The sequence below is a fragment of the Tenacibaculum finnmarkense genome, assembly GCF_900239185.1.
Lineage (GTDB): Bacteria > Bacteroidota > Bacteroidia > Flavobacteriales > Flavobacteriaceae > Polaribacter > Polaribacter finnmarkensis.
This window is the reverse complement of record NZ_OENA01000090.1, coordinates 35,090-56,353: the sequence shown is the minus strand read 5'-3', so window position 1 is coordinate 56,353 and position 21,264 is coordinate 35,090. Positions and strand designations below refer to the sequence as shown.

Genomic DNA, 21,264 nt, shown 5'->3' with positions numbered 1-21,264 from the left:
AAACAACTATGAAAAAGAAAATAATATACGGAATTATCGCCTCGATATTTTTAATCGGTGGATTTATTGGTTTTAATCTTTATCAGAAAATTTACGCAAAAGCAATTACTAAAAATGGGGCTATTTATATAAAAAATACCGATACTTTTGAAGATGTAAAAAAACAGCTTGCTACTTATATTGCCAAACCTCAACATTTTATTTGGGTTGCCAACATCAAAAAGTTTACAAAACCTAAAGGTGGAAAATATCAGCTGAAAAAAGGCATGAATTTAAACAATCTTGTAAATTTACTTAGAAGCGGAAATCAAACACCGATAAAACTGTCTTTTAACAACCAAGATTCCTTAGAAAAATTAGCAGGAAGAATTGCCCAACAAATTGAAGCAGACTCGGTTTCTTTAGTAAACGCAATGACAGATGCTACTTTTTTATCAGAAAATAATTTTAATCAAAAAAATGCCTTAGCAATCTACATTCCTAACAGCTATGAATTTTATTGGAATACATCGGCTGAAAAATTTCGCAATAAAATATTGCGTGAATACAAGCGTTTTTGGAACTCATCAAGATTAGAAAAAGCGAAAAAATTAAATTTATCAAAAAAAGAAGTGAGTACCTTGGCTTCAATAGTTCAAAAGGAAACTGCGCAAAAAAGTGAACGCCCAATTGTGGCTGGGTTGTATTTAAACAGGTTAAGAGATGGTTGGCCATTACAAGCCGATCCTACGGTAATTTATTGCATCAAACAGCTAAAAGGAGACGATTTTGTGGTAAAACGTGTTTTAACTAAAGATTTAGAAATTGAATCAGCTTATAATACGTACAAAAATACAGGCTTACCGCCTACTTTAATTGCGATGCCTGATGTTTCGGCGATTGATGCGGTTTTAAATTACAAAAAACATAACTACTATTATATGTGTGCGAGTGTTACAAAAATTGGTTTTCATGATTTTGCAAATTCATTAGCACAACACAACAGAAATGCGGTTAAATATCAACGTTGGATTAGTAAACGAGGAATAAATAGGTAGTTTATTTTTGATAAAAATGTTTATACGGTTTACCTGTTATTATTTTTAAAATATCTTGTTCTAAAGTTTCTTGAGGAAGTTCAACAAATCTTCCTAGTTCTTTGTTATTTTTATAAAAGATAAAAGTTGGCACCCTAAAAATAGTAAAACCTTTTTCTAACCCTTTTGCTTTTTTCTTATGATTAACGGCTATGATTTCAATATTTTTTTCAGAGATATTACCTTCTTTTACTATTTTAAGTAAAGAAGGTATTTCTCGTTTACTATCGCTACACCAAAGACCTATAAATGCTTTAATTTTAACATCTCTAAAATATTTTTGCACACTAATTTTTAAGGAATCATCTAATTGATAAGCTTCATAACGCGATTTAAACCATTTTCCATAAGGCTCTTTTAATAATTTTGACATTGTTATAATACCTGTAAACTCCTCTTTACTATTTTCTTCAACGATTATTTTTTTTACTGAACCACAAGCTATAAATAAGACCAAAATACTTATTACTATATAATATCTCATATATTATTTTAAATTTTATAAACCACTTTTGCCAAAATAGTTCTTGGAAAAAGTCTTGTTTTTGTTTCGTAAAATAAAATATCGGATAAGCTAGACGATATTCTATGTGCATTATTTCCAATATTGGTTGCCTTTAGTTCAAAACCCCACATACTATCTTCTTTTTGATAAAAAATAGAAGCATTTGTTTCATTAAAAGTATTCGTTGTTTTTGAAGTTTTATTCTTAAAATACGAATACCTAGTTTCTGCTTTAAACTGCCAATCATTTATATCATAATCTAATGCTAAATTAAATTTTGTTCTATCTGAAATACTGTTAAAAAATAAATTTTTATTGGTATTATAATTATGACTAAAAGAAACATCTATATTAGGACCTTTTATATACATCGATTTAAAGCCTCCAAAAACTGAAAAACTATTATTGGTTGCCAAAATTTCTTTATTTGCATTAAAACTTACATAATTTCTATTTACATAGCTTGTTCTTAAACTTGCCCTCCAATATTTATAACCATATACAACCCTTGTAGAAATATTTAATTCCTTATCTGGAAGAGTCGTATTAACAGGAGTATTTATATAATAAATACCTTTTGATAAATATTTATTTTGAAGCCTACTTTTTATAATTTTATAGTTTATTCTAGGATAAAAACTCCAACCATAACTTTGATATTTTCTAAAATAAATCCTAAACGTATGATAATTACTTTCTCTCAAATTGATATTTCCTAATCTTACCGCATTAAAATCATGTAAACTATTATTAATAAAAAAATCTTGATATCTAGGAAACTTATTCTTTAATAGATAACTAAATTTTAAACTTCGCTTATTATCAATTTCCCAATTTGCTTCAAACTGGGGTAGTAAAAAAAAATTATTATATATTTTATCTTCTAAAAACTGACTGGTGCTTCGTATATAATTTAAATACTCTAGTTGGGTTGTAAAAAAAACATCTCCTAACAAATATTTATATTTAATACAGACTGATGAAAACAATTGCTTATCTAAACTATTATTTTTAAAATTGTCAAAAATTTTATTTTCACCAATTAAAAGCTGTTGTATATTATTGTTATAATCTGTTGCAAACAAATTATTCTTTAGCGAAAAAAATAAATGATTAACTGGGTTTACAATCCAAAAATGTTTTAACAAGCTTTTAAATTCATATTTTTTATTTTCAATATTCTGAGTTACATTTAAATTAGCACTTGGTGTAATAGGTATTTGTGATGAAAATATATTGTTATTCGCTAACCACTTTTGGTTTTCTGATACTTTAGAAAATTTTACATGTAACTTAGCTTGAGAGGTATGATATTCATTAATTTTTCGCTCTATTTTAAGTCCTGATTGTAAACTCAAAGTATTTACATTATTGTTTTTTGAGAAGATTAGATTATTGTTATTTATTAAATTACTTTCATTTTCTAGATTGTTTAATCCTGAAATTATTTCTAGCTTATTTTCAAGTTTTATTCTTAATTTTTTAGAAGGGGCAGATTTTAATTGTAGTTTACCCAATAAGACCGACTGATTAAGGTTTTCATGAGTAACACGTTGCTCTTGAATATCATCGATAATATAATCATTATTTTGTTGTTGTGCTACATCCGTTTTATCTTGTAAAGCAATAAAAAAAGCTGTCCAACGATTCTTAGGATTAGTTTCATATTGAAAATTCAAACCTCCAAAATAATGCTTATTGTCATAAAATTCTTTATTTCTTAACAATTTAGCTACTGAAGAACTAAAAATTTCACTTAAATTATCGGTATCTAAACCACCTTCATAATTTATATAGTCTTTTAATGTGAATGATTTATTACTAGTATTATTTGCGTCTCCTATAAAAGAGTAACTAGTTTTTTTACTATACTTAAATAATGTAGGATGAAAAATATACCTATCCTTTATACCTGCACCAATTTCCATATCACCAAAAGCAAACTGCTTTTTATCTTCTTTTAAATTAATATTTAAAGCAACTTCTTCTGATGTTTCAAAACCTTTTAACAAATCACTTTCGTGATAATCTTCTATTACCTGAATCTCTTTAACTACATCGGCTGGAATATTATTAACCGCTAATTTAGAATCTCCTGTAAAAAACTCTTTATTTTCAACCAAAACAGTAGTAACTTTTTTCCCTTTTACAGTTACATTACCATTTCTATCAACCTCTACTCCTGGTAATTTTTTAAGTACCTCTCGTAATTTATGCTCTTTACCATTGACAAACGATTTTACTCGGTATGTTGTGGTATCTTTTTTAACAACAATAGGTTCTTTATAATTTATAATTATCTCTTGTAATTCATTTGGGTCTTCTTTTAAATTAAAATTTTTAGTTAATTTAGAGGTATTCAATAAAATATCTTCTTTTAAAGTTATACACCCTACAAAACTAATTGTAAACTTATACAATGCGTTTTTAGTTAGTTTTAATGTATATTTTCCATTGACATTTGTAACAGCATAAGAAAATTTAGCTCCTTTTGTTAAAGGTTTTGCTAATATATTAGCTCCTACTAGTACTTCGGTTTTACTTTTTATAATACCCGAAACTATATTTTGACTATAGTTTTTAATAAAAAAATAAAACTAAGACTAAAATGTATTTTCTCATAAAAAAAAATTAGAGTAATTTTTATTTTTTGTAGTATTTTAACTAATCAATAGTAACTTTTCTTGCTTGACGCTTCAATTTAATCAATGTTGCGACATCTATTTTCTTTGAATTTTCAGGAAGAGGAACTTTTATTTGTTTAGGATTCAGAATTATTTTATCTACTGTATATGTCCCTTTCCTGACTCTATACAATTGTAATATTAACCCTGGTAAACCACCATTACCCGCAGGGCCGTATGAAACAGGAATTTCTGGCGTGTACCAAGCTGTAATAATATTTGTTTTTTTATTTCCATATTCTAATTCTTTTCTTATAGCTTTATAGCAAGTATATCCTTCAATAATTTTCGTATCCCCTAATAACTCCCAATTAGAAAACTTTTCATCATGTATTACGGCATAAGTTTTATTCTTTATCTCTTCTTTATAAACAACCTCTTTGTTTTTATTATTCTGAAACCAAGGTCTGTGTCCTTTTATTAAAACTGATGCAATATTAGCATATAACTTATTTAGAGGAATGTGTTTATTCATATAAAAATAAGAATGTTCCTTTTCATATTTTAAGGTAAAAGACATTAATTTTATTTCCTTTCTATATATATCTAATTTCTCACTGTTTTTAAGGTCTGGTATTACCTTATATTTTATAATCCCTGATTGAGAAAAACAAAAAAAAGGAAGTATAATTAAAATAAATAGTATTCTCATAATTACTTTATTAAGTATTAAAACCCACTAGCTTTACACTAGTGAGTTAATAAATTATTTTTTAACAACTTTCATATGCCATATCATAAATAGCATCTGCATCCTCTAAAGATAATTCTCCTCCATTATTACTTTCGTAAGATTCAACCATACCACAAGCGTACGAATGACAATTTTCTCTTCCATCTAATTCTACAGCATTCGCTGATACAAAAGCACCTAAAAATAGTGCTGTTAACAATACTTTTTTCATAATTTAAAATTTAATAAAATATTTACTTAACTTATGAATTATGTATAGTCAACCATAAGATTGCACACTACATTGCAATGTGCCACAAAGCTATTTAATTAGAATCATTATAACTAAATAATCTAACTCCTTTTCCGATTAAGGGTTAACCCTTAATCGGAAAAGCTATTTTTATAATAATAATAATACTTTTACTTTAAATAAAAAAAACATGAAAAACTCAATAGAAACTAAAATGAATTTAATTTTAAATAAATTAAAAAAAGAACGCTTAAAAACAGGCTTATCTCAATGGGACTTTGGAGAAAAAATTGGGCTGAGTCAAAATGCGTATTACAAGCTAGAAACAGGAAAAACTAAGCTAGATTTATATCGCTTTTTAAATATTTGTAAAGTGCTAGATATTGAACCTTCATCTTTTTTCTAGAAAATTGCAAACGCAAATTATACGTTAGCAAAACATTAAATAAAAATTACATATACCCAAAACACCCTGAAATGACTTAAAGCATTTCAGGGTATTTTATTTAAAAAAAATATTAAAATCCTAAAACTAAATACTATTTTATTAATAATCAATCAAAATAAGCTGTTTTTATTGCGTTTTTACAACAAAAACACAATTTAATATTACATATAGCTAATATTGTACTAATGTTAATATTATATTAAAACTAAATTTACATCAAATTAAAATACATTTTATCAATACTCTTTAAAATACCTTTCAATTTATGATTTCTTCAAAAAAAAATCTTCAAAAAAAATTTTTAGCCCTACTAGTATTGTGCTATTCTTACGGGTTTAGCCAACAGGCAGCACCTGCACTTCCTACATCTAAAGTAAAAGAAACAGTCGCCTGTACTAAAGGATATAATCATAAAGGTCATAGCAAACATACTAGCTCAAATAAAATGTCTAGAGCAAATTCTCCTGATACATTTGCTGGTTGGGCATCTTATAGCGGCGCAAACTTAGTTGCTAAACTAAAAGAAACTACCGATTATGACACCAATTTAAGACCGCTTTTTGACTACGGACAATACGGTGGATCTTTATTTTCTAGTACCAATATAAAAGCAGTTGCCGATGCTGTATATAATATGTCAGCCTCTTATGATGGTAGCGAATCAAGTGGGATGCTTGGTTTAGTTACCTACTTACACTGTGCAAGTTATCATGAATTTTTTCAAACAGAAGTAACACTAAATACAAACGCTAAAAGTGCCTATAAACTTGCCGTTAAATACCTTTCTACAAACGCTCGTTTATGGGATACCACAGAATACAGTTTAGGTGTTTTAGATGAATTTTTAATAATGTGTGATTATGATGGTTTAAGAGATAAAGATTTTGTACTAAATGTTATCAAAACAGCCATCCGTAATTTAACTGAAAAAGACAACTGGCGAGCTGTTGTTAGCGACCAACAAATGCTAACAAAATATATTACTGCATACAACAGAATATTCTTTTTAATGTTTAGAGGGATGCAACCTGTAGATGTTGCCTACGAAGCATCGCTTAATAATGATCCTGAATTTTTACAATTATTGTCAAATTTAGCTACGGATAAAGAATTAAGAACTGAAAATGAAGATTTAGCTTTAATGGTAAATAACGCCATTGGAGAAATGACCAGAACTGCTGATAGTTCAGATGTTTTAAAAGATCAAACAGAGCCTTTTATTGCTGAAATTGCACAAAGTTATGATCGATTAACGCCTAACTGGTACAAATCAATAAAATCTATCAATGAATCAGGAAATTGTGCGAAATACAACTTATGTGTAAATATGGATGACATAACTGCCGAAGTTGAAAACATGCTTTTTCCGAACACCTTTACCTTTGACGATGGACGCTTAAAAGTAAGAACTCCGTTAGACTATAAAACAGTTCAAGAATTATACTACGCTTCGAAACAAGTACAAACACAGTTTTTTAGAGCCTTAGCCACAGATGAACCTGTTGCTGGTGACCCAAACTTAAACTTAAATATGGTTGTTTATGGTACTATGAAAAACTACCATGACTGGCAAACAATCTTAAACGGTTTAGCGACCAATAACGGTGGAATGTACATTGAAAGAGGTGCTACTTTTTACACCTACCAAAGAACTTTTGCAGAAAGTACTTTTAGCTTAGAAGAACTTTTTAGACATGAATACGTACATTATTTACAAGGGCGTTATATTGCAAACGGTTTTTGGGGTTCAACTGATTTTTATAAAGATGGACGTTTAATTTGGTTTGAAGAAGGGATGGCTGAACATTTTGCAGGTAGTACCGATAATGACGGTGTTCGAATTAGAGAAAGCCAAGGTAGCAATGTAAAAAATGAAGGCGCTAGTGAATATATGACGGTAAATGAAGTTTTAAACGCTAGTTATGCTGGTGGTTTTAAATTTTACAGATACGGAAATATGTTATGGTCATATTGGTTTAAAAATGATATCAATACTGCTAGAAAACTTATCAACCTTGTTAGAGCTGATGATGTTGCTGGTTTTGATACTGAAATTAATCGATTAGAATCAGATTACACCTTACAAGCAAACTACTTAAACTACTTAAATAACGTAGTTATTGATGATAATAATTGGTGGGAAGTAGTTACGCCTTGGGAAGTTGATGACTTTTTTGTCGTAGGAAATATTGCTGATATTGAAACAGAATTTGAAGCAATTACAAGTAAAGATGTTAGTGTAACCTTAGATGCTTCTACTTCAATTAGAAGATTTAAAGTAACAGGAAGTTTAAATTCAGGGCAGTTTGAAACAGAATTAAACGATTTAATGACCCAATTAAAATCAAGCCCAACGGTGAATAATTTTGATTATATCGGCGGATATTACAAAGAGGTATCAGGTTCAAATGCCACCTTTGTTATTACAGGTTCTTTAAGAGATGCTACTGTAAGCGATGCTCCTATTGCTGATTTTTCAAGCGACTTACCTTCAACAATTGTTGGCGGAACTATTCATTTTACCAACGAATCTACAGGATATATCAATTCATATACTTGGTCTTTCCCAGGAGGAACGCCTAGTACAAGTACTGAAAAAAACCCTACGGTAGTGTATGACACTGCTGGAACTCATTCGGTAACTTTAACCGTTACAAGTGCAAAAAGTGGTAATAATACCAGAACTAAAAATAACTTTATAAAAGTTCATGCTAAAAGTACTACAACTTATTGTGATACAAGTCAAGGAGGTACAGGTACTGGTATTATAAGAGTTAATTTTAGTACATTAGACAATACAAGTGCTCCTCAAAACCCTGCTAATTATTCTGATTATACAAGTTACGCTGCCGAGGTTAAAAGAAATAAAACATACCCTATTACTATTGAAGCAGCAAACACTGCTTGGCCAGATAACGTTGTTAAAGTATGGATTGACTGGAATCAAAATGGTGATTTTACAGATGTAGGAGAAGCCGTATTTTCTTATGAAAAAATTTCTGAAACAGGAAATATAACCATTCCTGCGGATGCTGCTTTAGGTATTACAAGAATGCGAGTTCGTTACGGATATGGTGATGGTAAAACATTAGCCCCTTGTGGATATGATGATTATTTTGGTGAAGTTGAAGACTATTCAATTAATGTAGGAATCGCTGCAGCAACTATTACTTGGGCAGGAACTACAAGCACCGATTTTGCAGAAGCTACAAATTGGGATTTAAACACCGTTCCAACAAGTTATGACGATGTAATTATTCCATCAGGATTAACAAACTACCCTGTAATTTCAACAGCGACCGAAGTAAAAACGCTTACAATTGCTTCAGGAGCAACTTTAATTGCCAATGCCCCATTAACAGGAACGGTTACTTATACGAGAAATTTACCTACAGATAATTGGTATTTAGTAGCATCGCCTTTAAAATATGAAACGATTGAAAAATTAAAGAAAAACAATACTTTTGCTTCAGGAACAGGAACCAATATTGGGCTTGCTCCTTATAAAAATAACGGAACAGCTTGGAATTATTTATCAAACACAAGCAAAGGGAATATTACTTCTGGACAGGGATATTCTGTTAAGTTAAAAAATGCTGCTAATTTAGTTTTTACAGGAAGTATCAATTCAACAGCTGTTAATTATGGTATTACAAAAGGTGCAAATGATTTTAATTTAATAGGAAACCCTTATACTTCGTATGTAAAACTTGGTGATTTCTTTAAAGACAACGCTACAGGAACTGTTTTATCAGAAGCGACGATTTGGCTTTGGAATCAAAACACCAATAGTTATGATTTAAAATTAGGTGCTGCTGATGCAAATTATCAAATAGCACCAGGACAAGGATTTTTTGTAAGTGCTAATGCCAATACTCAAGTAAATTTTAGCAAGGAAAATCAAAGTCATCAATCAGCAACTTTTCAACGACAGGCAAAAACTCAAATCAATTTAAGTGTTCGTGAAAATCAAAATAATACGGTAAAATCTACTAAATTATACTACCTTAATGGTGTTACCACAGGTTTTGACAACGGCTATGACGGTTCTGTTTTTGGAGGAACTACTACTAATTACGCCCTTTACTCACAATTAGTAAGTAATACTAACGGTAAAGATTATGCGGTTCAATCATTGCCTATAAACGATTTAGAAAACACAATTGTTCCTATCGGATTAAAGGCAAAAGCAGGAAAAAAGATCGTTTTTTCAGCAGAATCAATGAATTTACCTGAAAATGTAAGTATTTATTTAGAAGATAAACAAAACAATACATTTACCAATTTAAGTAAAGAAAATTATACAGTAACCTTAACAACTGATGCGAGCCAAGTTGGGCAGTTTTACCTTCATACAAGCTCTAAAGAATTAGATGCTAGTATTCAAACACCTGCTAGTTTTAGCGAGTTAACTGTTTACAAATCATCTAAAACAACACTAACAGTTAGTGGTTTACAAGCTAAAAAAGCGAGTGTAATTATCTATTCGATACAAGGAAAACAAGTGTTTTCAACAGATATTATTTCAAAAAATACAGCAACTGTTACTTTACCAAAAGTAGCGGCAGGGGTTTATTTAGTAAAAATAATTTCAGAATTAGGAACTATCAATAAAAAAATAGTTTTATAATAAGCTTAATACAAACATTATTTTTTATTACAAATACAAAACAGGTTGCTAAAAGCAACCTGTTTTTTTATATAAAAAACTGCTAGAATACCACTACAATATGTACCTAATATATTATTCAAAGAAGTAATTATTAAACTTATAGAGCATTTAAAAGACCTTTTTAAGCCATTAATTATAGTTTACATACGATTACTCGTCTAAAAAAAGAGCTACAATTAACCTTGTTTATTTTATCAAAAAAGAGCTAAACCTCAACTAATCACCAACAAAACAACTAAAAAAAAACAACCAAAACACCTTCTTAAAAATAAATTTTGGTATTATAACAATTAGTGTACCTTTGCACCGCAAAATAGAAAGATAACTAACTATCAAGTATTTAGGATTTACATTTATAGGATTTGCACTACTAGCTAGTTTTACAAGCCCGAAATTTGAGAACGAAAAAACAACAAACATACCAAAAAAGACCGTACCTTCTATTGAAGAAATTAACGTCCCTTTTTTACTAAAAAACTTTGTTGGTTTTAAAGAAGCAGTAGCTTTTAAAGAATCGCAAGGAAAATATAGAGTTGTAAATAAACTGGGCTACTTAGGTAAATACCAATTTGGAAAATCAACCTTAAAAAGATTCCGAATTTACAATACTACGAATTTTCTTAAAACACCTGAATTACAAGAAAAAGCATTTATCGCTTACTGTAAAGTAAATAAATGGATTTTAAGAAAAGATATTAAACGATGTGTTGGAAAAACTATAAACGGTACTAAAATTACCGAATCTGGTATTTTAGCAGCAGCGCATTTAGGTGGGGCTGGTAACGTTAAAAAATATTTACGATCAAATGGTCATTTTCAATTTAAAGATGCCTTTGGAACCTCTATTAAATCTTATATCAAAAAATTTGCAGGCTATGATGTATCGACTATTAACGCCAATAAAAAGGCTAGTGTTTAATATCATCTTATAAATATCTATATCAACTAAAAAAGACAGCTTTAATAGCTGTCTTTTTTATATATAATTTTATACCTTAATTTATACCTTACTATTTATGAATAATAAAAATAGTTGGGCGTTTATGCAAATCTGTTTTTATATGCTTCCATTCTTTAACGGTAAAAGTTTTTATATATTCCGAAGGAAGTGTAATATCGCAGGCAACACAAACACGTGTATCTGCCGATAAAACATTTCTTAAATCATCTAACATTTTTTCATTTCGATACGGCGTTTCTATAAAAATTTGTGATTGATTTTTAACACTAGAAAGCTTTTCTAACTCTTTAATTGCACGTTTTCTGTCTGATTTATCAATAGGTAAATACCCATTAAAAGCAAAGCTCTGCCCATTCATTCCTGAACCCATCATTGCCATTAAAATAGAGGAAGGACCTACCAAAGGTACTACCTGAATGCCTTTTTCGTGCGCTAATTTTACAATCATTGCACCTGGATCGGCAACCGCAGGAACACCCGCATCTGATAATAATCCAATAGAAATACCTTTTTCACAAACATCTAAATAATTTTGTGTTTCAATATCATTCGAATACTTGTCTAACAATAATAATTCTAAAGAAGGTTGTGATTTATTAGGCGTAATCTTTTTAATAAACCCTCTTGCTGATTTTTCATTTTCTACAATAAAAAAATCAAGATGCTCTATTACTTTTTTAACAGAAATCGGCATTACCTCTAAAGGCTCTGTGTCTCCTAACGTTGTTGGTATTAAATATAATTTACCTTTCATTTTGTCTTTTTTAAATTGCCTATTTTGAAGAAATATTTTAACATGAATCGCTTTATTAAAAAGTTAATTTAGCGGTTAATTCCTCTACATATTTTTTAAATTTCTTATCTGTTTCTGTTAAATTATCAACAGTTTTACAGGCATGTAATACCGTAGCATGATCTCTTTTACCTATTTGACTTCCAATACTCGCTAATGATAACTTTGTTAAACGCTTTGCAAAAAACATGGCTAATTGACGCGCCTGAACAATATGTCTTTTACGAGTTTTAGACTGTAACATAGCTACATCCATTTCAAAATATTTAGCAACAACTCTTTGAATATAATCAATTGATATTTCTCGCTGGGTTGTTTTTACAAATTTATCAACAATTTCCCTTGCTAAGCTAACAGTAAAATCTCTTTTATTAAATGATGCTTGGGCAATCATCGAAATAATAACCCCTTCTAATTCACGAACATTCGCCTTTACATTTTTGGCGATATATTCAATTACATCTTCAGGCATTTCAACACCATCTTGATACAATTTATTATGAAGTATCGAAACACGAGTTTCAAAAGAAGGTGCTTGTAATTCGGCTGATAATCCCCATTTAAAACGAGACAATAAACGCAATTCAATATCTTGCATATCTACAGGGGCTTTATCCGAAGTTAAAATTACCTGTTTTCCATTTTGATGTAAATGATTAAAAATATGAAAAAACACTTCTTGCGTACCTGTTTTACCAGATAAAAATTGAATATCATCAATAATTAATACATCGACCATTTCATAAAAATGAATAAAATCGTTTCTAGTGTTCGATTTTACCGAATCAATAAATTGCTGGGTGAATTTTTCCGAAGAAATATATAAAACGGTTTTATCAGGATATTTATCTTTTACCTCAACCCCAATTGCTTGTACTAAATGTGTTTTTCCTAGCCCAACAGGACCGTAAACCAATAACGGATTAAACGACGTTCCTCCAGGTTTATTAGCCACAGCCATACCCGCAGAACGTGCCAACCTATTAGCATCGCCTTCTATATAATTGATAAAATTATAGTTCGGGTTTAATTGCGATTCTATTTTAACTTTCTGTAAACCAGGAATCACAAAAGGATTTTTCAACTCTCTTTTTGACTCTGTTGGCACAGTAGTTTTAGGCGATTTTACCGCTTTCCGATTTGAACTCGGTATTTTAACTATTTGAGGGCTGTTACTGCTATAGGTGTTTTCTAATCGTACATCATAAATTAACCTAGCATCGGCACCTAATTCTTTAACCAAAGCAACTCTTAACAACTTAATATAATGCTCTTCTAGCCATTCGTAAAAAAATTTACTAGGCACTTGAACTGTAAGAGCTTCTTCAGCTAATTTAACAGGTTTAATTGGCTCAAACCAAGTTTTATATGCTTGGTGTTTAATGTTATCTTTAATAAAAGATAAGCATTCCTTCCAAACTGAATCAGCAGTTTTAGTCATTTATTTGGGTTAAAAACAATTTTAGTTGTTAATTTTTATTCTTTTGTAAGGGCTAAGAGGATTTCGCCTTGGTACGAGAGTGCAAAAATGTGAATAAAATTTAGGATAAAAAAATTCAGTACCTATTGCTTCTTAATTATTTTATACGTAACGTTCCTGTAAATTTAAAACAAAAGATACTTTGAAAAAAAATAAAACCACAGTTCGTGTTCGTTATGCCGAAACAGATCAGATGGGCGTTGTATATTATGGTAATTATGCACAGTATTTTGAAATAGGCCGCACCGAATTATTACGCTCTTCAGGAGTTACTTATAAATTTATGGAGGAAAACGGTGTTATGTTGCCTGTCATTTCATTATTATGTAATTTTAAAAAATCGGCACTGTATGATGATGAATTAAGCATTACAACAAGTATTAAAAAAACACCTGCTGTTAAAATTGAATTTGAGTATGAAATTACCAATCAAAACAAGCAATTAATCTGTACAGGAAGTACTGTTTTGGCTTTTATCAATATGAAAACAAAAAAACCGATGCGCTGCCCTGACTATATTTTAGAAGCCTTAAGTTTACAAACCATATAAAAAACCACTACTATTTATGAAAATATACACTAAAACTGGCGACAAAGGCAGTACAGCATTATTTGGAGGAACACGTGTACCTAAACATCATTTGCGTATTGAAAGCTACGGAACGGTTGACGAATTAAATTCTTATATCGGTTTAATTGGCGATAAAACAACCGATCAAACTATTAAAAAAAGCTTGCTTAAAATTCAAGGCGATTTATTTACCCTAGGCGCAATGCTTGCCACACCCCCTGAAAAAGAAACCTTAAAAAATGGTAAAGAGCGCTTAAATATTTATAAGATAACAGATGCTTCTATTGTTTTTTTAGAAGATGAAATTGATGCCATGAACGCCCATTTACCACAAATGACTCATTTCATATTACCAGGCGGACACGAAACTGTGTCATTTTGTCACATAGCTCGCTGTGTTTGTCGTAGAGCAGAACGTTTTGTGGTAGCATTAAACGCTGAAGAAACGGTTGATGCTAGTATTTTACGTTATTTAAACCGACTTTCTGACTATTTATTTGTAGTGGCACGAAAATTGAATAAAAATTTAAACATCACGGAGGTTAAATGGACTCCTGAAAAACTATAAAAAAACACTTGGCTTATTACAAATAAAAATTTATGTTTGTGATAATCTTACTTAAACAGATAAAAAATGTATTGGACACTTGAACTAGCTTCTTATTTAGCAGATGCACCTTGGCCTGCAACGAAAGACGAATTAATTGATTATGCTATTCGTACCGGAGCGCCTTTAGAAGTGGTTGAAAACTTACAAGATATTGAAGACGAAGGTGATTCTTACGACTCAATAATTGAAATTTGGCCTGACTATCCGACCGAAGAAGATTATCTTTGGAACGAAGAGGAATACTAAGAATACCGACCCAAAAAAAAGCCTCTATTAAGAGGTTTTTTTTTTACATACTAATACCTACTTTAAATATAAACATATAACTAGCTCTATTAACCAAACGTTAAAAAGCTACCTAATAATATTTTAAAAATGAGCGTTTTAAATTCGATTCTTAAAATTTTTGTTGGTGATAAACAACAAAAAGACTTAAAACTTTTACAACCAATTGTTGAGAAAGTACAATACTTTGAAAAATCATTCAATAGTTTATCCAATGATGGATTGCGAACAAAGACTATCGAATTTAAATCAAAAATTAAAGAAGCTACAAAATCTTTTACAGATACAATCGCGACTTTAGAAACAGAAGCATTAACTGCTGATATTGACCGTCAGGAAGAAATATATGCTCAAATTGACAAGTTAAAAGACCAAGCCTACGAAAAATCGGAAGCTGTTTTACTAGAAATTATGCCTGAAGCTTTTGCTTTAGTTAAAGAAACTGCAAAACGTTTTACCGAAAATGATGCCGTAGAAGTTACCGCATCTGCTTTTGATAGAGAATTATCAGCAACCAGAGCACATGTTACCTTACAAGAAGATAAAGCTTTTTGGGCGAGTTCATGGGATGCCGCTGGTAAAGAAGTTGCCTGGGACATGGTACATTATGACGTACAATTAATTGGTGGTTCTGTTTTACATCAAGGTAAAATTGCCGAAATGATGACAGGTGAAGGTAAAACATTAGTATCTACTCTACCCGTTTATTTAAATGCCTTAACTGGTAACGGTGTACACGTAGTAACTGTAAATGATTACTTAGCAAAACGAGATAGAGCTTGGATGGCTCCAATTTTTGAATTCCACGGATTATCTACAGATTGTGTAGATTTTCATCAGCCAAATTCAGAAGAACGTAGAAACGCTTATAACGCCGATATTACCTACGGAACAAATAACGAATTCGGTTTCGATTATTTACGTGATAACATGGCATCTTCTAAAGATGATTTAGTACAAAGAGCGCCTAACTACGCTATTATTGATGAAGTAGATTCTGTTTTAATTGATGATGCTCGTACACCTTTAATTATATCAGGTCCTGTGGCTCAAGGAGATCGTCATGAGTTTAACGAATTAAAACCTTTGGTTGCCGATTTAGTTTCATTACAAAACAAATATTTAGTAGGAGTTTTAGCAGAAGCAAGACGTTTATTAAAAGCTGGTGACGAAAAAGAAGGTGGTTTCTTATTATTTAGAGTTTATAGAGGGCTTCCTAAAAACAAAGCATTAATTAAGTTTTTATCTACAGAAGGAATTAAACAAATTCTTCAAAAAACCGAAAACTTTTACATGCAAGACAATAATAAGTTAATGCCTGAGGTAGATAACGAATTATGGTTTACTGTGGAAGAAAAAAACAATCAAATTGATTTAACTGATAAAGGAATTAATCATTTATCAGAAAAAACACAAAATAACACCTTTTTCGTTTTACCTGACATTAGTGTTATTGTAGGTCAAATTGACAAAAGTGAAGATTCTGTTGAAGATAAAGCCAATAAAAAAGAAGAATTATACCGTGATTTTAGCGTAAAAAGCGAACGTATCCATACGATGAATCAACTTTTAAAAGCATATACTGTTTTTGAAAAAGATGTGGAATATGTGGTTATGGAAAATAAAGTAATGATTGTTGATGAGCAAACGGGTCGTATTATGGACGGTCGTCGCTACTCTGACGGATTACACCAAGCACTAGAAGCTAAAGAAAACGTAAACATTGAAGATGCTACGCAAACTTTTGCAACGGTTACTTTACAGAATTACTTTAGAATGTATCGCAAATTATCTGGAATGACAGGTACGGCGATTACAGAATCTGGAGAGTTTTGGGAAATTTATAAATTAGATGTTGTTGAAATTCCAACAAACAGACCTATCCAAAGAGATGATAAAGAAGATTTAGTTTACAAAACTACCCGTGAAAAATACAACGCTGTTATTGAAGATGTTGTAAAATTATCGAACGCAGGTCGTCCGGTTCTTATTGGAACAACATCTGTAGAAATATCAGAATTATTAGGAAGAATGTTACAAATGCGTAAAATTCCTCATAATATATTAAACGCAAAATTACACAAACGTGAAGCCGATGTAGTTGCACAAGCTGGTAATGCAGGAATTGTAACGATTGCTACAAACATGGCGGGTCGTGGTACGGATATTAAATTATCAAAAGAAGTAAAAGATAATGGTGGTTTGGCTATTGTTGGTACAGAACGTCATGATTCTCGTCGTGTTGACCGTCAGTTACGTGGTCGTGCGGGTCGTCAGGGAGATGTTGGTTCGACGCAATTTTATGTTGCTTTGGATGATAATTTAATGCGTTTATTTGGTTCTGATAGAATTGCCAAAATGATGGACAGAATGGGATTAAAAGATGGGGAAGTAATTCAACATTCTATGATTTCAAAATCTATTGAAAGAGCGCAGAAAAAAGTAGAAGAAAATAACTTTGGTATTCGTAAGCGTTTATTAGAATACGATGATATTATGAACGCACAACGTGAGTTTATTTACAAACGTCGTCGTCATGCCTTAGATGGGCAGCGTTTACAAATCGACATTGCAATCATGATTTATGACACTTGTAGTTCAATTGTAAAGCAAAATAAAGCGAGTCATAATTACACGAATTTTGAGTTTGAATTAATTCGTTTTTCGGCAATGACTTCTCCTTTTTCTGAAGAAGAATTTAAAAAATTCAACGAAGAAGAATTAACTGATAAATTGTATGCAATTGTTTCTGCTCATTATAAAAAAGACACCGAAAGACATGCACATACTGCCTTTCCTGTTATTAAAAATGTTTTTGAAACCGAAGGAGATCGCTACGAACGCATTGTAGTTCCTTTTACCGATGGCGCTAAAACAGTACAGGTGGTTACCGATTTAAAGGAAGCTTATGAGTCGGAAGGAAAATCATTAGTAAACGATTTTGAAAAGAACATCACGTTATCTATTATTGATGAAAACTGGAAGGATCATTTACGTAAAATGGACGAATTAAAACAAACCGTTCAAAATGCTACCTACGAACAAAAAGATCCTTTATTAGTGTACAAATTTGAAGCTTTTGAATTATTTCAAGCTACTGTTGATGTCATCAATAAAGAAGTGTTATCTTTCTTATTTAAAGGACATTTACCTAGCCAAGATGCCGATCAAGTATCGGAAGCTCCTGAACACCAAGAAATTCAGCAATTTGACACCCATAAAGACGAGGTTCAAAACTCTTCGCAACAAGCAATGAGTAATGCTCGTAATCAGCAAACGCAAGAAGAACAACCTATTACCGAAACGATTGTTCGTGAAGAACCAAAGGTTGGGCGTAACGAAAAAGTTACCATCAAAAATGTGATGTCTGGTGAAGAAAAAGAATTAAAATACAAACAAGCAATCCCTTTATTAGAATCAGGGAAATGGGTGGTTTATCAAAAATAAATAACCTTTAATACACGCTTTAAAAGACGTAAATACTTGGCTAAAACCATGTTTTTACGTCTTTTTTACATTCTAAATATTTACATTAGTAATACACAGCGTTTACCTTTGTTTAAAGATTTGACTGCGAATACTTCACAATTTGCTTAAGATTAAAACACATTTGAAAAGTATGTTTGTATAAATACATTAGGATACTTTTTAAAATGATAAAAAACAAGAAACGAAAATTAGATATTGTTGTTATTTCTGATGTTCATTTAGGTACTTATGGATGTAAAGCAAAAGAACTTCATAATTATTTAAAAACTGTAGCACCAAAGATTTTAATTTTAAATGGCGATATTATTGACATTTGGCAATTTAAGAAAAGTTACTTTCCTAAATCCCACATGAAAATTATAAAGCAACTCATGTCGTATATAACTTCGGATACCAAGGTGTACTATATTACAGGAAATCATGATGAAATGCTTCGTAAATTTAAAGGATTTCGACTTGGTAGTTTCGAAATAGTCAACAAAGTTGTTTTAGATATTGACGGCAAAAAAGGCTGGTTTTTTCATGGTGATGTATTTGACGTTACTATGCAACATTCTAAATGGTTGGCAAAACTAGGCAGTATTGGTTATGATACTTTAATACTGATAAATATTGCCGCAAATTGGTTTAGTAATAAACTAGGTTATGGAAAATTATCTTTTTCTAAAAAGATAAAAAACAGTGTTAAAGGCGCTGTAAAATTTATCAATAATTTTGAAACTACGGCTTCTGATATTGCCATTTCTAACGGCTATGATTATGTGGTATGTGGGCATATACATCAGCCTGAAATAAAATTGATAAAAAACGAAAATGGTCAAACTACTTATTTAAATTCTGGCGATTGGATTGAAAACTTAACTGCCCTAGAATATGTTGATCAAAAATGGTCGTTATATGACTATGAAAAAGATGAAATTGCTAAAAACATACCTACTGATTTAGAGACAAATCATACTGATTTTAAAAGTGCTGAAAGCAGCAACAGTAAACTTTTTGATGAGCTTTTAGAAGAATTTAATATCCTAAAAAAATAATTTCTATGAAAATATTATACGCTTTTCAAGGCACAGGAAACGGACACGCAAGCAGAGCTATTGAAATAATCCCTTACTTAAAAGAAATAGCAGATGTTGATGTTTTAACAAGCGGATATCAATGTGAATTAGCACTTCCTTTTGAGGTTAAATACAAGTATTACGGATTGAGTTTTATCTTTGGAAAAAATGGCGGAATTAACATTTGGCAAACCATAAAACAGGCGAAAATCAGCAATTTATTTAAAGAAATTAACGCCGTTCCTATTGCTCAATATGATTTAATCATCAATGATTTTGAACCTATTACTTCGTGGGCTGCAAAGCTAAAAAACAGCCCTATTATATCATTGAGTCATCAAAGCGCTGTTTTAGATAAAAAAGCACCAAAATACGGGAAATTTCGTTTTGAGCGTTTAATTTTAAAATACTACGCGCCTATAAAAACAAAATTCGGATTTCATTTTAAAGCCTATTCTTCAGATATTTTCACCCCTATTATTCGTAAAAAAATAAGAAATACACCGATTATTAATAAAGGACACTATACCGTTTACCTACCTGCTTATAGTGATAAAAAAATACTTAAAGTACTCTCTAAAATTGAAAATATTAAGTGGGAAGTATTTTCGAAACACACACAAAAAAACATCATTAAAAATAACATTATCATCAAACCAATAAACGGCGATAGTTTTATTAAAAGTATCAGTTCAAGCAAAGGGGTTATGTGTGGCGCAGGCTTTGAAACACCTGCCGAAGCCTTATTTTTACAAAAAAAGCTACTGGTAATCCCTATGAAAAATCAATATGAGCAACAATGCAATGCCATCGCTTTAAAAGAAATGGGCATACCTGTTTTAAAGACTTTTAACAAAAAACAGGTCGCTAAAATTACTCACTGGGTACACACCCAGCAAAATAGTAAAGTAAACTACCCCGATACCACTAAAAATATTTTAGAAACAATTATTTCACCCTACTATCGTCAGGTCGATTTCCCCATAGCAACTACCATTTTATAGGATTTTGGTTTACACTTTTCAAAAATGTATTGGTTTTTGAAAAGTGTTTACTTCCAAACCAACCTCGCCAAGCTCCTAAAGGAGATGGATGCGGTGCTTTAAAAATAGGATGTTTTTCTGTATTTATAATACTGCCTTTCTTTTCGGCAAATTTCCCCCAAAGTAAAAACACAACACCTTGTTTTTCTTCGGATATTTTTTGAATAACAGCATCGGTAAATTGTTCCCAACCTTGTTTTTGATGGCTCCCTGCCTCGCCTTCTCTAACGGTTAATGTAGCGTTTAACAACAAAACCCCTTGAGTTGCCCAATGCGATAAATCGCCAGAAACAGGCGTTGATACTTGCAAATCTGTAGCGAGTTCTTTAAAAATATTCACCAATGATGGCGGATGCTTTACTCCTTGATTTACCGAAAAACACAAACCATTCCCCTGCCCTATTCCATGATATGGATCTTGCCCAATAATAACCACTTTTAAAGCATCAAAAGAACAATCATTAAAAGCTTTAAATATATTTTCTTTTTTAGGATAACAAGTATTTTCAATAAACTCTTTATCAACAAAATTAGTTAGTTTTTTAAAATATGTTTTTTCGAATTCTGGCTTTAAAATATTTTGCCAATCGATGGGTAGTATTGTATCATTCATAATTTTTTAAATTTCTTTCAAATATTATAAAAAAATGTTATTTTTACAAA

The 21,264-nt window shown here is 30.8% G+C and carries 17 protein-coding genes; 10 read left to right on the top strand and 7 right to left on the bottom strand.

Annotated features, from left to right (window positions below):
- Nucleotides 1-8 precede the first annotated feature (8 nt).
- Entirely contained in the window at nucleotides 9-1,037 is a 1,029-nt protein-coding gene (mltG, locus tag AQ1689_RS10710) for an endolytic transglycosylase MltG (protein WP_101956073.1), read from the top strand.
- Between the two features lies 1 nt (nucleotide 1,038).
- Here the strand turns inward: mltG and AQ1689_RS10705 are convergent, their stop codons facing one another.
- From AQ1689_RS10705 to AQ1689_RS10690, 4 genes are all read right to left on the bottom strand, one after another.
- A complete protein-coding gene (locus AQ1689_RS10705) occupies nucleotides 1,039-1,560 on the bottom strand; it encodes a thioredoxin family protein (protein WP_101907061.1) in 522 nt (173 codons plus the stop codon).
- Nucleotides 1,561-1,568: 8 nt separating this feature from the next.
- The gene (locus tag AQ1689_RS10700) at nucleotides 1,569-4,130 is read right to left on the bottom strand and encodes a carboxypeptidase-like regulatory domain-containing protein (protein WP_262509582.1); all 2,562 of its coding nucleotides are present in this window, start codon (nucleotides 4,128-4,130) and stop codon (nucleotides 1,569-1,571) included.
- Nucleotides 4,131-4,245: 115 nt separating this feature from the next.
- Complete coding sequence (locus AQ1689_RS10695) at nucleotides 4,246-4,917, bottom strand: GLPGLI family protein (RefSeq protein WP_101907059.1); 672 nt, start codon at nucleotides 4,915-4,917, stop codon at nucleotides 4,246-4,248.
- 61 nt (nucleotides 4,918-4,978) lie between these two features.
- The gene (locus AQ1689_RS10690; protein ID WP_101956071.1) at nucleotides 4,979-5,170 is read right to left on the bottom strand and encodes a hypothetical protein; all 192 of its coding nucleotides are present in this window, start codon (nucleotides 5,168-5,170) and stop codon (nucleotides 4,979-4,981) included.
- Between the two features lie 211 nt (nucleotides 5,171-5,381).
- On the opposite strand from AQ1689_RS10690, the gene AQ1689_RS10685 reads away from it, so the two are divergent.
- The 3 genes from AQ1689_RS10685 (at nucleotide 5,382) to AQ1689_RS13340 (ending at nucleotide 11,230) form a co-directional block, all read left to right on the top strand.
- Nucleotides 5,382-5,597, top strand: coding sequence for a helix-turn-helix transcriptional regulator (locus tag AQ1689_RS10685; protein ID WP_101956070.1), 216 nt, complete (start codon nucleotides 5,382-5,384; stop codon nucleotides 5,595-5,597).
- Nucleotides 5,598-5,904: 307 nt separating this feature from the next.
- Nucleotides 5,905-10,269, top strand: coding sequence for a collagenase (locus tag AQ1689_RS10680; RefSeq protein WP_101956069.1), 4,365 nt, complete (start codon nucleotides 5,905-5,907; stop codon nucleotides 10,267-10,269).
- Nucleotides 10,270-10,666: 397 nt separating this feature from the next.
- Entirely contained in the window at nucleotides 10,667-11,230 is a 564-nt protein-coding gene (locus AQ1689_RS13340) for a lysozyme family protein (protein ID WP_369800861.1), read from the top strand.
- Between the two features lie 91 nt (nucleotides 11,231-11,321).
- Here the strand turns inward: AQ1689_RS13340 and AQ1689_RS10675 are convergent, their stop codons facing one another.
- On the bottom strand, nucleotides 11,322-12,026 hold the full coding sequence (locus AQ1689_RS10675) for an SAM-dependent methyltransferase (protein WP_101914493.1): 705 nt from the start codon (nucleotides 12,024-12,026) through the stop codon (nucleotides 11,322-11,324).
- A 55-nt stretch (nucleotides 12,027-12,081) separates the two neighbouring features.
- The gene (dnaA, locus tag AQ1689_RS10670) at nucleotides 12,082-13,506 is read right to left on the bottom strand and encodes a chromosomal replication initiator protein DnaA (RefSeq protein WP_058885343.1); all 1,425 of its coding nucleotides are present in this window, start codon (nucleotides 13,504-13,506) and stop codon (nucleotides 12,082-12,084) included.
- 181 nt (nucleotides 13,507-13,687) lie between these two features.
- Here dnaA and AQ1689_RS10665 point away from each other — a divergent pair, with 181 nt between their 5' ends.
- From AQ1689_RS10665 to AQ1689_RS10640, 6 genes are all read left to right on the top strand, one after another.
- Nucleotides 13,688-14,095, top strand: a complete 408-nt coding sequence (locus AQ1689_RS10665) for an acyl-CoA thioesterase (RefSeq protein ID WP_101914492.1) — start codon at nucleotides 13,688-13,690, stop codon at nucleotides 14,093-14,095.
- A 16-nt stretch (nucleotides 14,096-14,111) separates the two neighbouring features.
- Complete coding sequence (locus AQ1689_RS10660) at nucleotides 14,112-14,684, top strand: cob(I)yrinic acid a,c-diamide adenosyltransferase (protein WP_058885345.1); 573 nt, start codon at nucleotides 14,112-14,114, stop codon at nucleotides 14,682-14,684.
- A 66-nt stretch (nucleotides 14,685-14,750) separates the two neighbouring features.
- Nucleotides 14,751-14,972, top strand: a complete 222-nt coding sequence (locus AQ1689_RS10655) for a DUF2795 domain-containing protein (protein ID WP_058885346.1) — start codon at nucleotides 14,751-14,753, stop codon at nucleotides 14,970-14,972.
- Between the two features lie 129 nt (nucleotides 14,973-15,101).
- A complete protein-coding gene (gene secA / locus AQ1689_RS10650) occupies nucleotides 15,102-18,458 on the top strand; it encodes a preprotein translocase subunit SecA (protein ID WP_101956068.1) in 3,357 nt (1,118 codons plus the stop codon).
- A gap of 206 nt (nucleotides 18,459-18,664) precedes the next feature.
- On the top strand, nucleotides 18,665-19,537 hold the full coding sequence (locus AQ1689_RS10645; RefSeq protein ID WP_101956067.1) for a UDP-2,3-diacylglucosamine diphosphatase: 873 nt from the start codon (nucleotides 18,665-18,667) through the stop codon (nucleotides 19,535-19,537).
- 5 nt (nucleotides 19,538-19,542) lie between these two features.
- On the top strand, nucleotides 19,543-20,562 hold the full coding sequence (locus tag AQ1689_RS10640; protein ID WP_101956066.1) for a glycosyltransferase family protein: 1,020 nt from the start codon (nucleotides 19,543-19,545) through the stop codon (nucleotides 20,560-20,562).
- Here the strand turns inward: AQ1689_RS10640 and ung are convergent.
- Nucleotides 20,549-21,214 (bottom strand): uracil-DNA glycosylase, encoded by a 666-nt coding sequence (ung, locus tag AQ1689_RS10635; RefSeq protein ID WP_101956065.1) that lies wholly within the window; start codon nucleotides 21,212-21,214, stop codon nucleotides 20,549-20,551. The genes AQ1689_RS10640 and ung overlap by 14 nt on opposite strands.
- Between the last annotated feature and the right edge of the window lie 50 nt (nucleotides 21,215-21,264).

What these genes read in the sequence shown, in the direction of transcription:
- mltG (WP_101956073.1), top strand. Translation starts at nt 9, where the DNA reads ATGAAAAAGAAAATAATATACGGAATTATCGCCTCGATATTTTTAATC.
- AQ1689_RS10705 (WP_101907061.1), bottom strand. Translation starts at nt 1,560, where the DNA reads ATGAGATATTATATAGTAATAAGTATTTTGGTCTTATTTATAGCTTGT.
- AQ1689_RS10695 (WP_101907059.1), bottom strand. Translation starts at nt 4,917, where the DNA reads ATGAGAATACTATTTATTTTAATTATACTTCCTTTTTTTTGTTTTTCT.
- AQ1689_RS10690 (WP_101956071.1), bottom strand. Translation starts at nt 5,170, where the DNA reads ATGAAAAAAGTATTGTTAACAGCACTATTTTTAGGTGCTTTTGTATCA.
- AQ1689_RS10685 (WP_101956070.1), top strand. Translation starts at nt 5,382, where the DNA reads ATGAAAAACTCAATAGAAACTAAAATGAATTTAATTTTAAATAAATTA.
- AQ1689_RS10680 (WP_101956069.1), top strand. Translation starts at nt 5,905, where the DNA reads ATGATTTCTTCAAAAAAAAATCTTCAAAAAAAATTTTTAGCCCTACTA.
- AQ1689_RS10675 (WP_101914493.1), bottom strand. Translation starts at nt 12,026, where the DNA reads ATGAAAGGTAAATTATATTTAATACCAACAACGTTAGGAGACACAGAG.
- dnaA (WP_058885343.1), bottom strand. Translation starts at nt 13,506, where the DNA reads ATGACTAAAACTGCTGATTCAGTTTGGAAGGAATGCTTATCTTTTATT.
- AQ1689_RS10660 (WP_058885345.1), top strand. Translation starts at nt 14,112, where the DNA reads ATGAAAATATACACTAAAACTGGCGACAAAGGCAGTACAGCATTATTT.
- AQ1689_RS10655 (WP_058885346.1), top strand. Translation starts at nt 14,751, where the DNA reads ATGTATTGGACACTTGAACTAGCTTCTTATTTAGCAGATGCACCTTGG.
- secA (WP_101956068.1), top strand. Translation starts at nt 15,102, where the DNA reads ATGAGCGTTTTAAATTCGATTCTTAAAATTTTTGTTGGTGATAAACAA.
- AQ1689_RS10645 (WP_101956067.1), top strand. Translation starts at nt 18,665, where the DNA reads ATGATAAAAAACAAGAAACGAAAATTAGATATTGTTGTTATTTCTGAT.
- AQ1689_RS10640 (WP_101956066.1), top strand. Translation starts at nt 19,543, where the DNA reads ATGAAAATATTATACGCTTTTCAAGGCACAGGAAACGGACACGCAAGC.
- ung (WP_101956065.1), bottom strand. Translation starts at nt 21,214, where the DNA reads ATGAATGATACAATACTACCCATCGATTGGCAAAATATTTTAAAGCCA.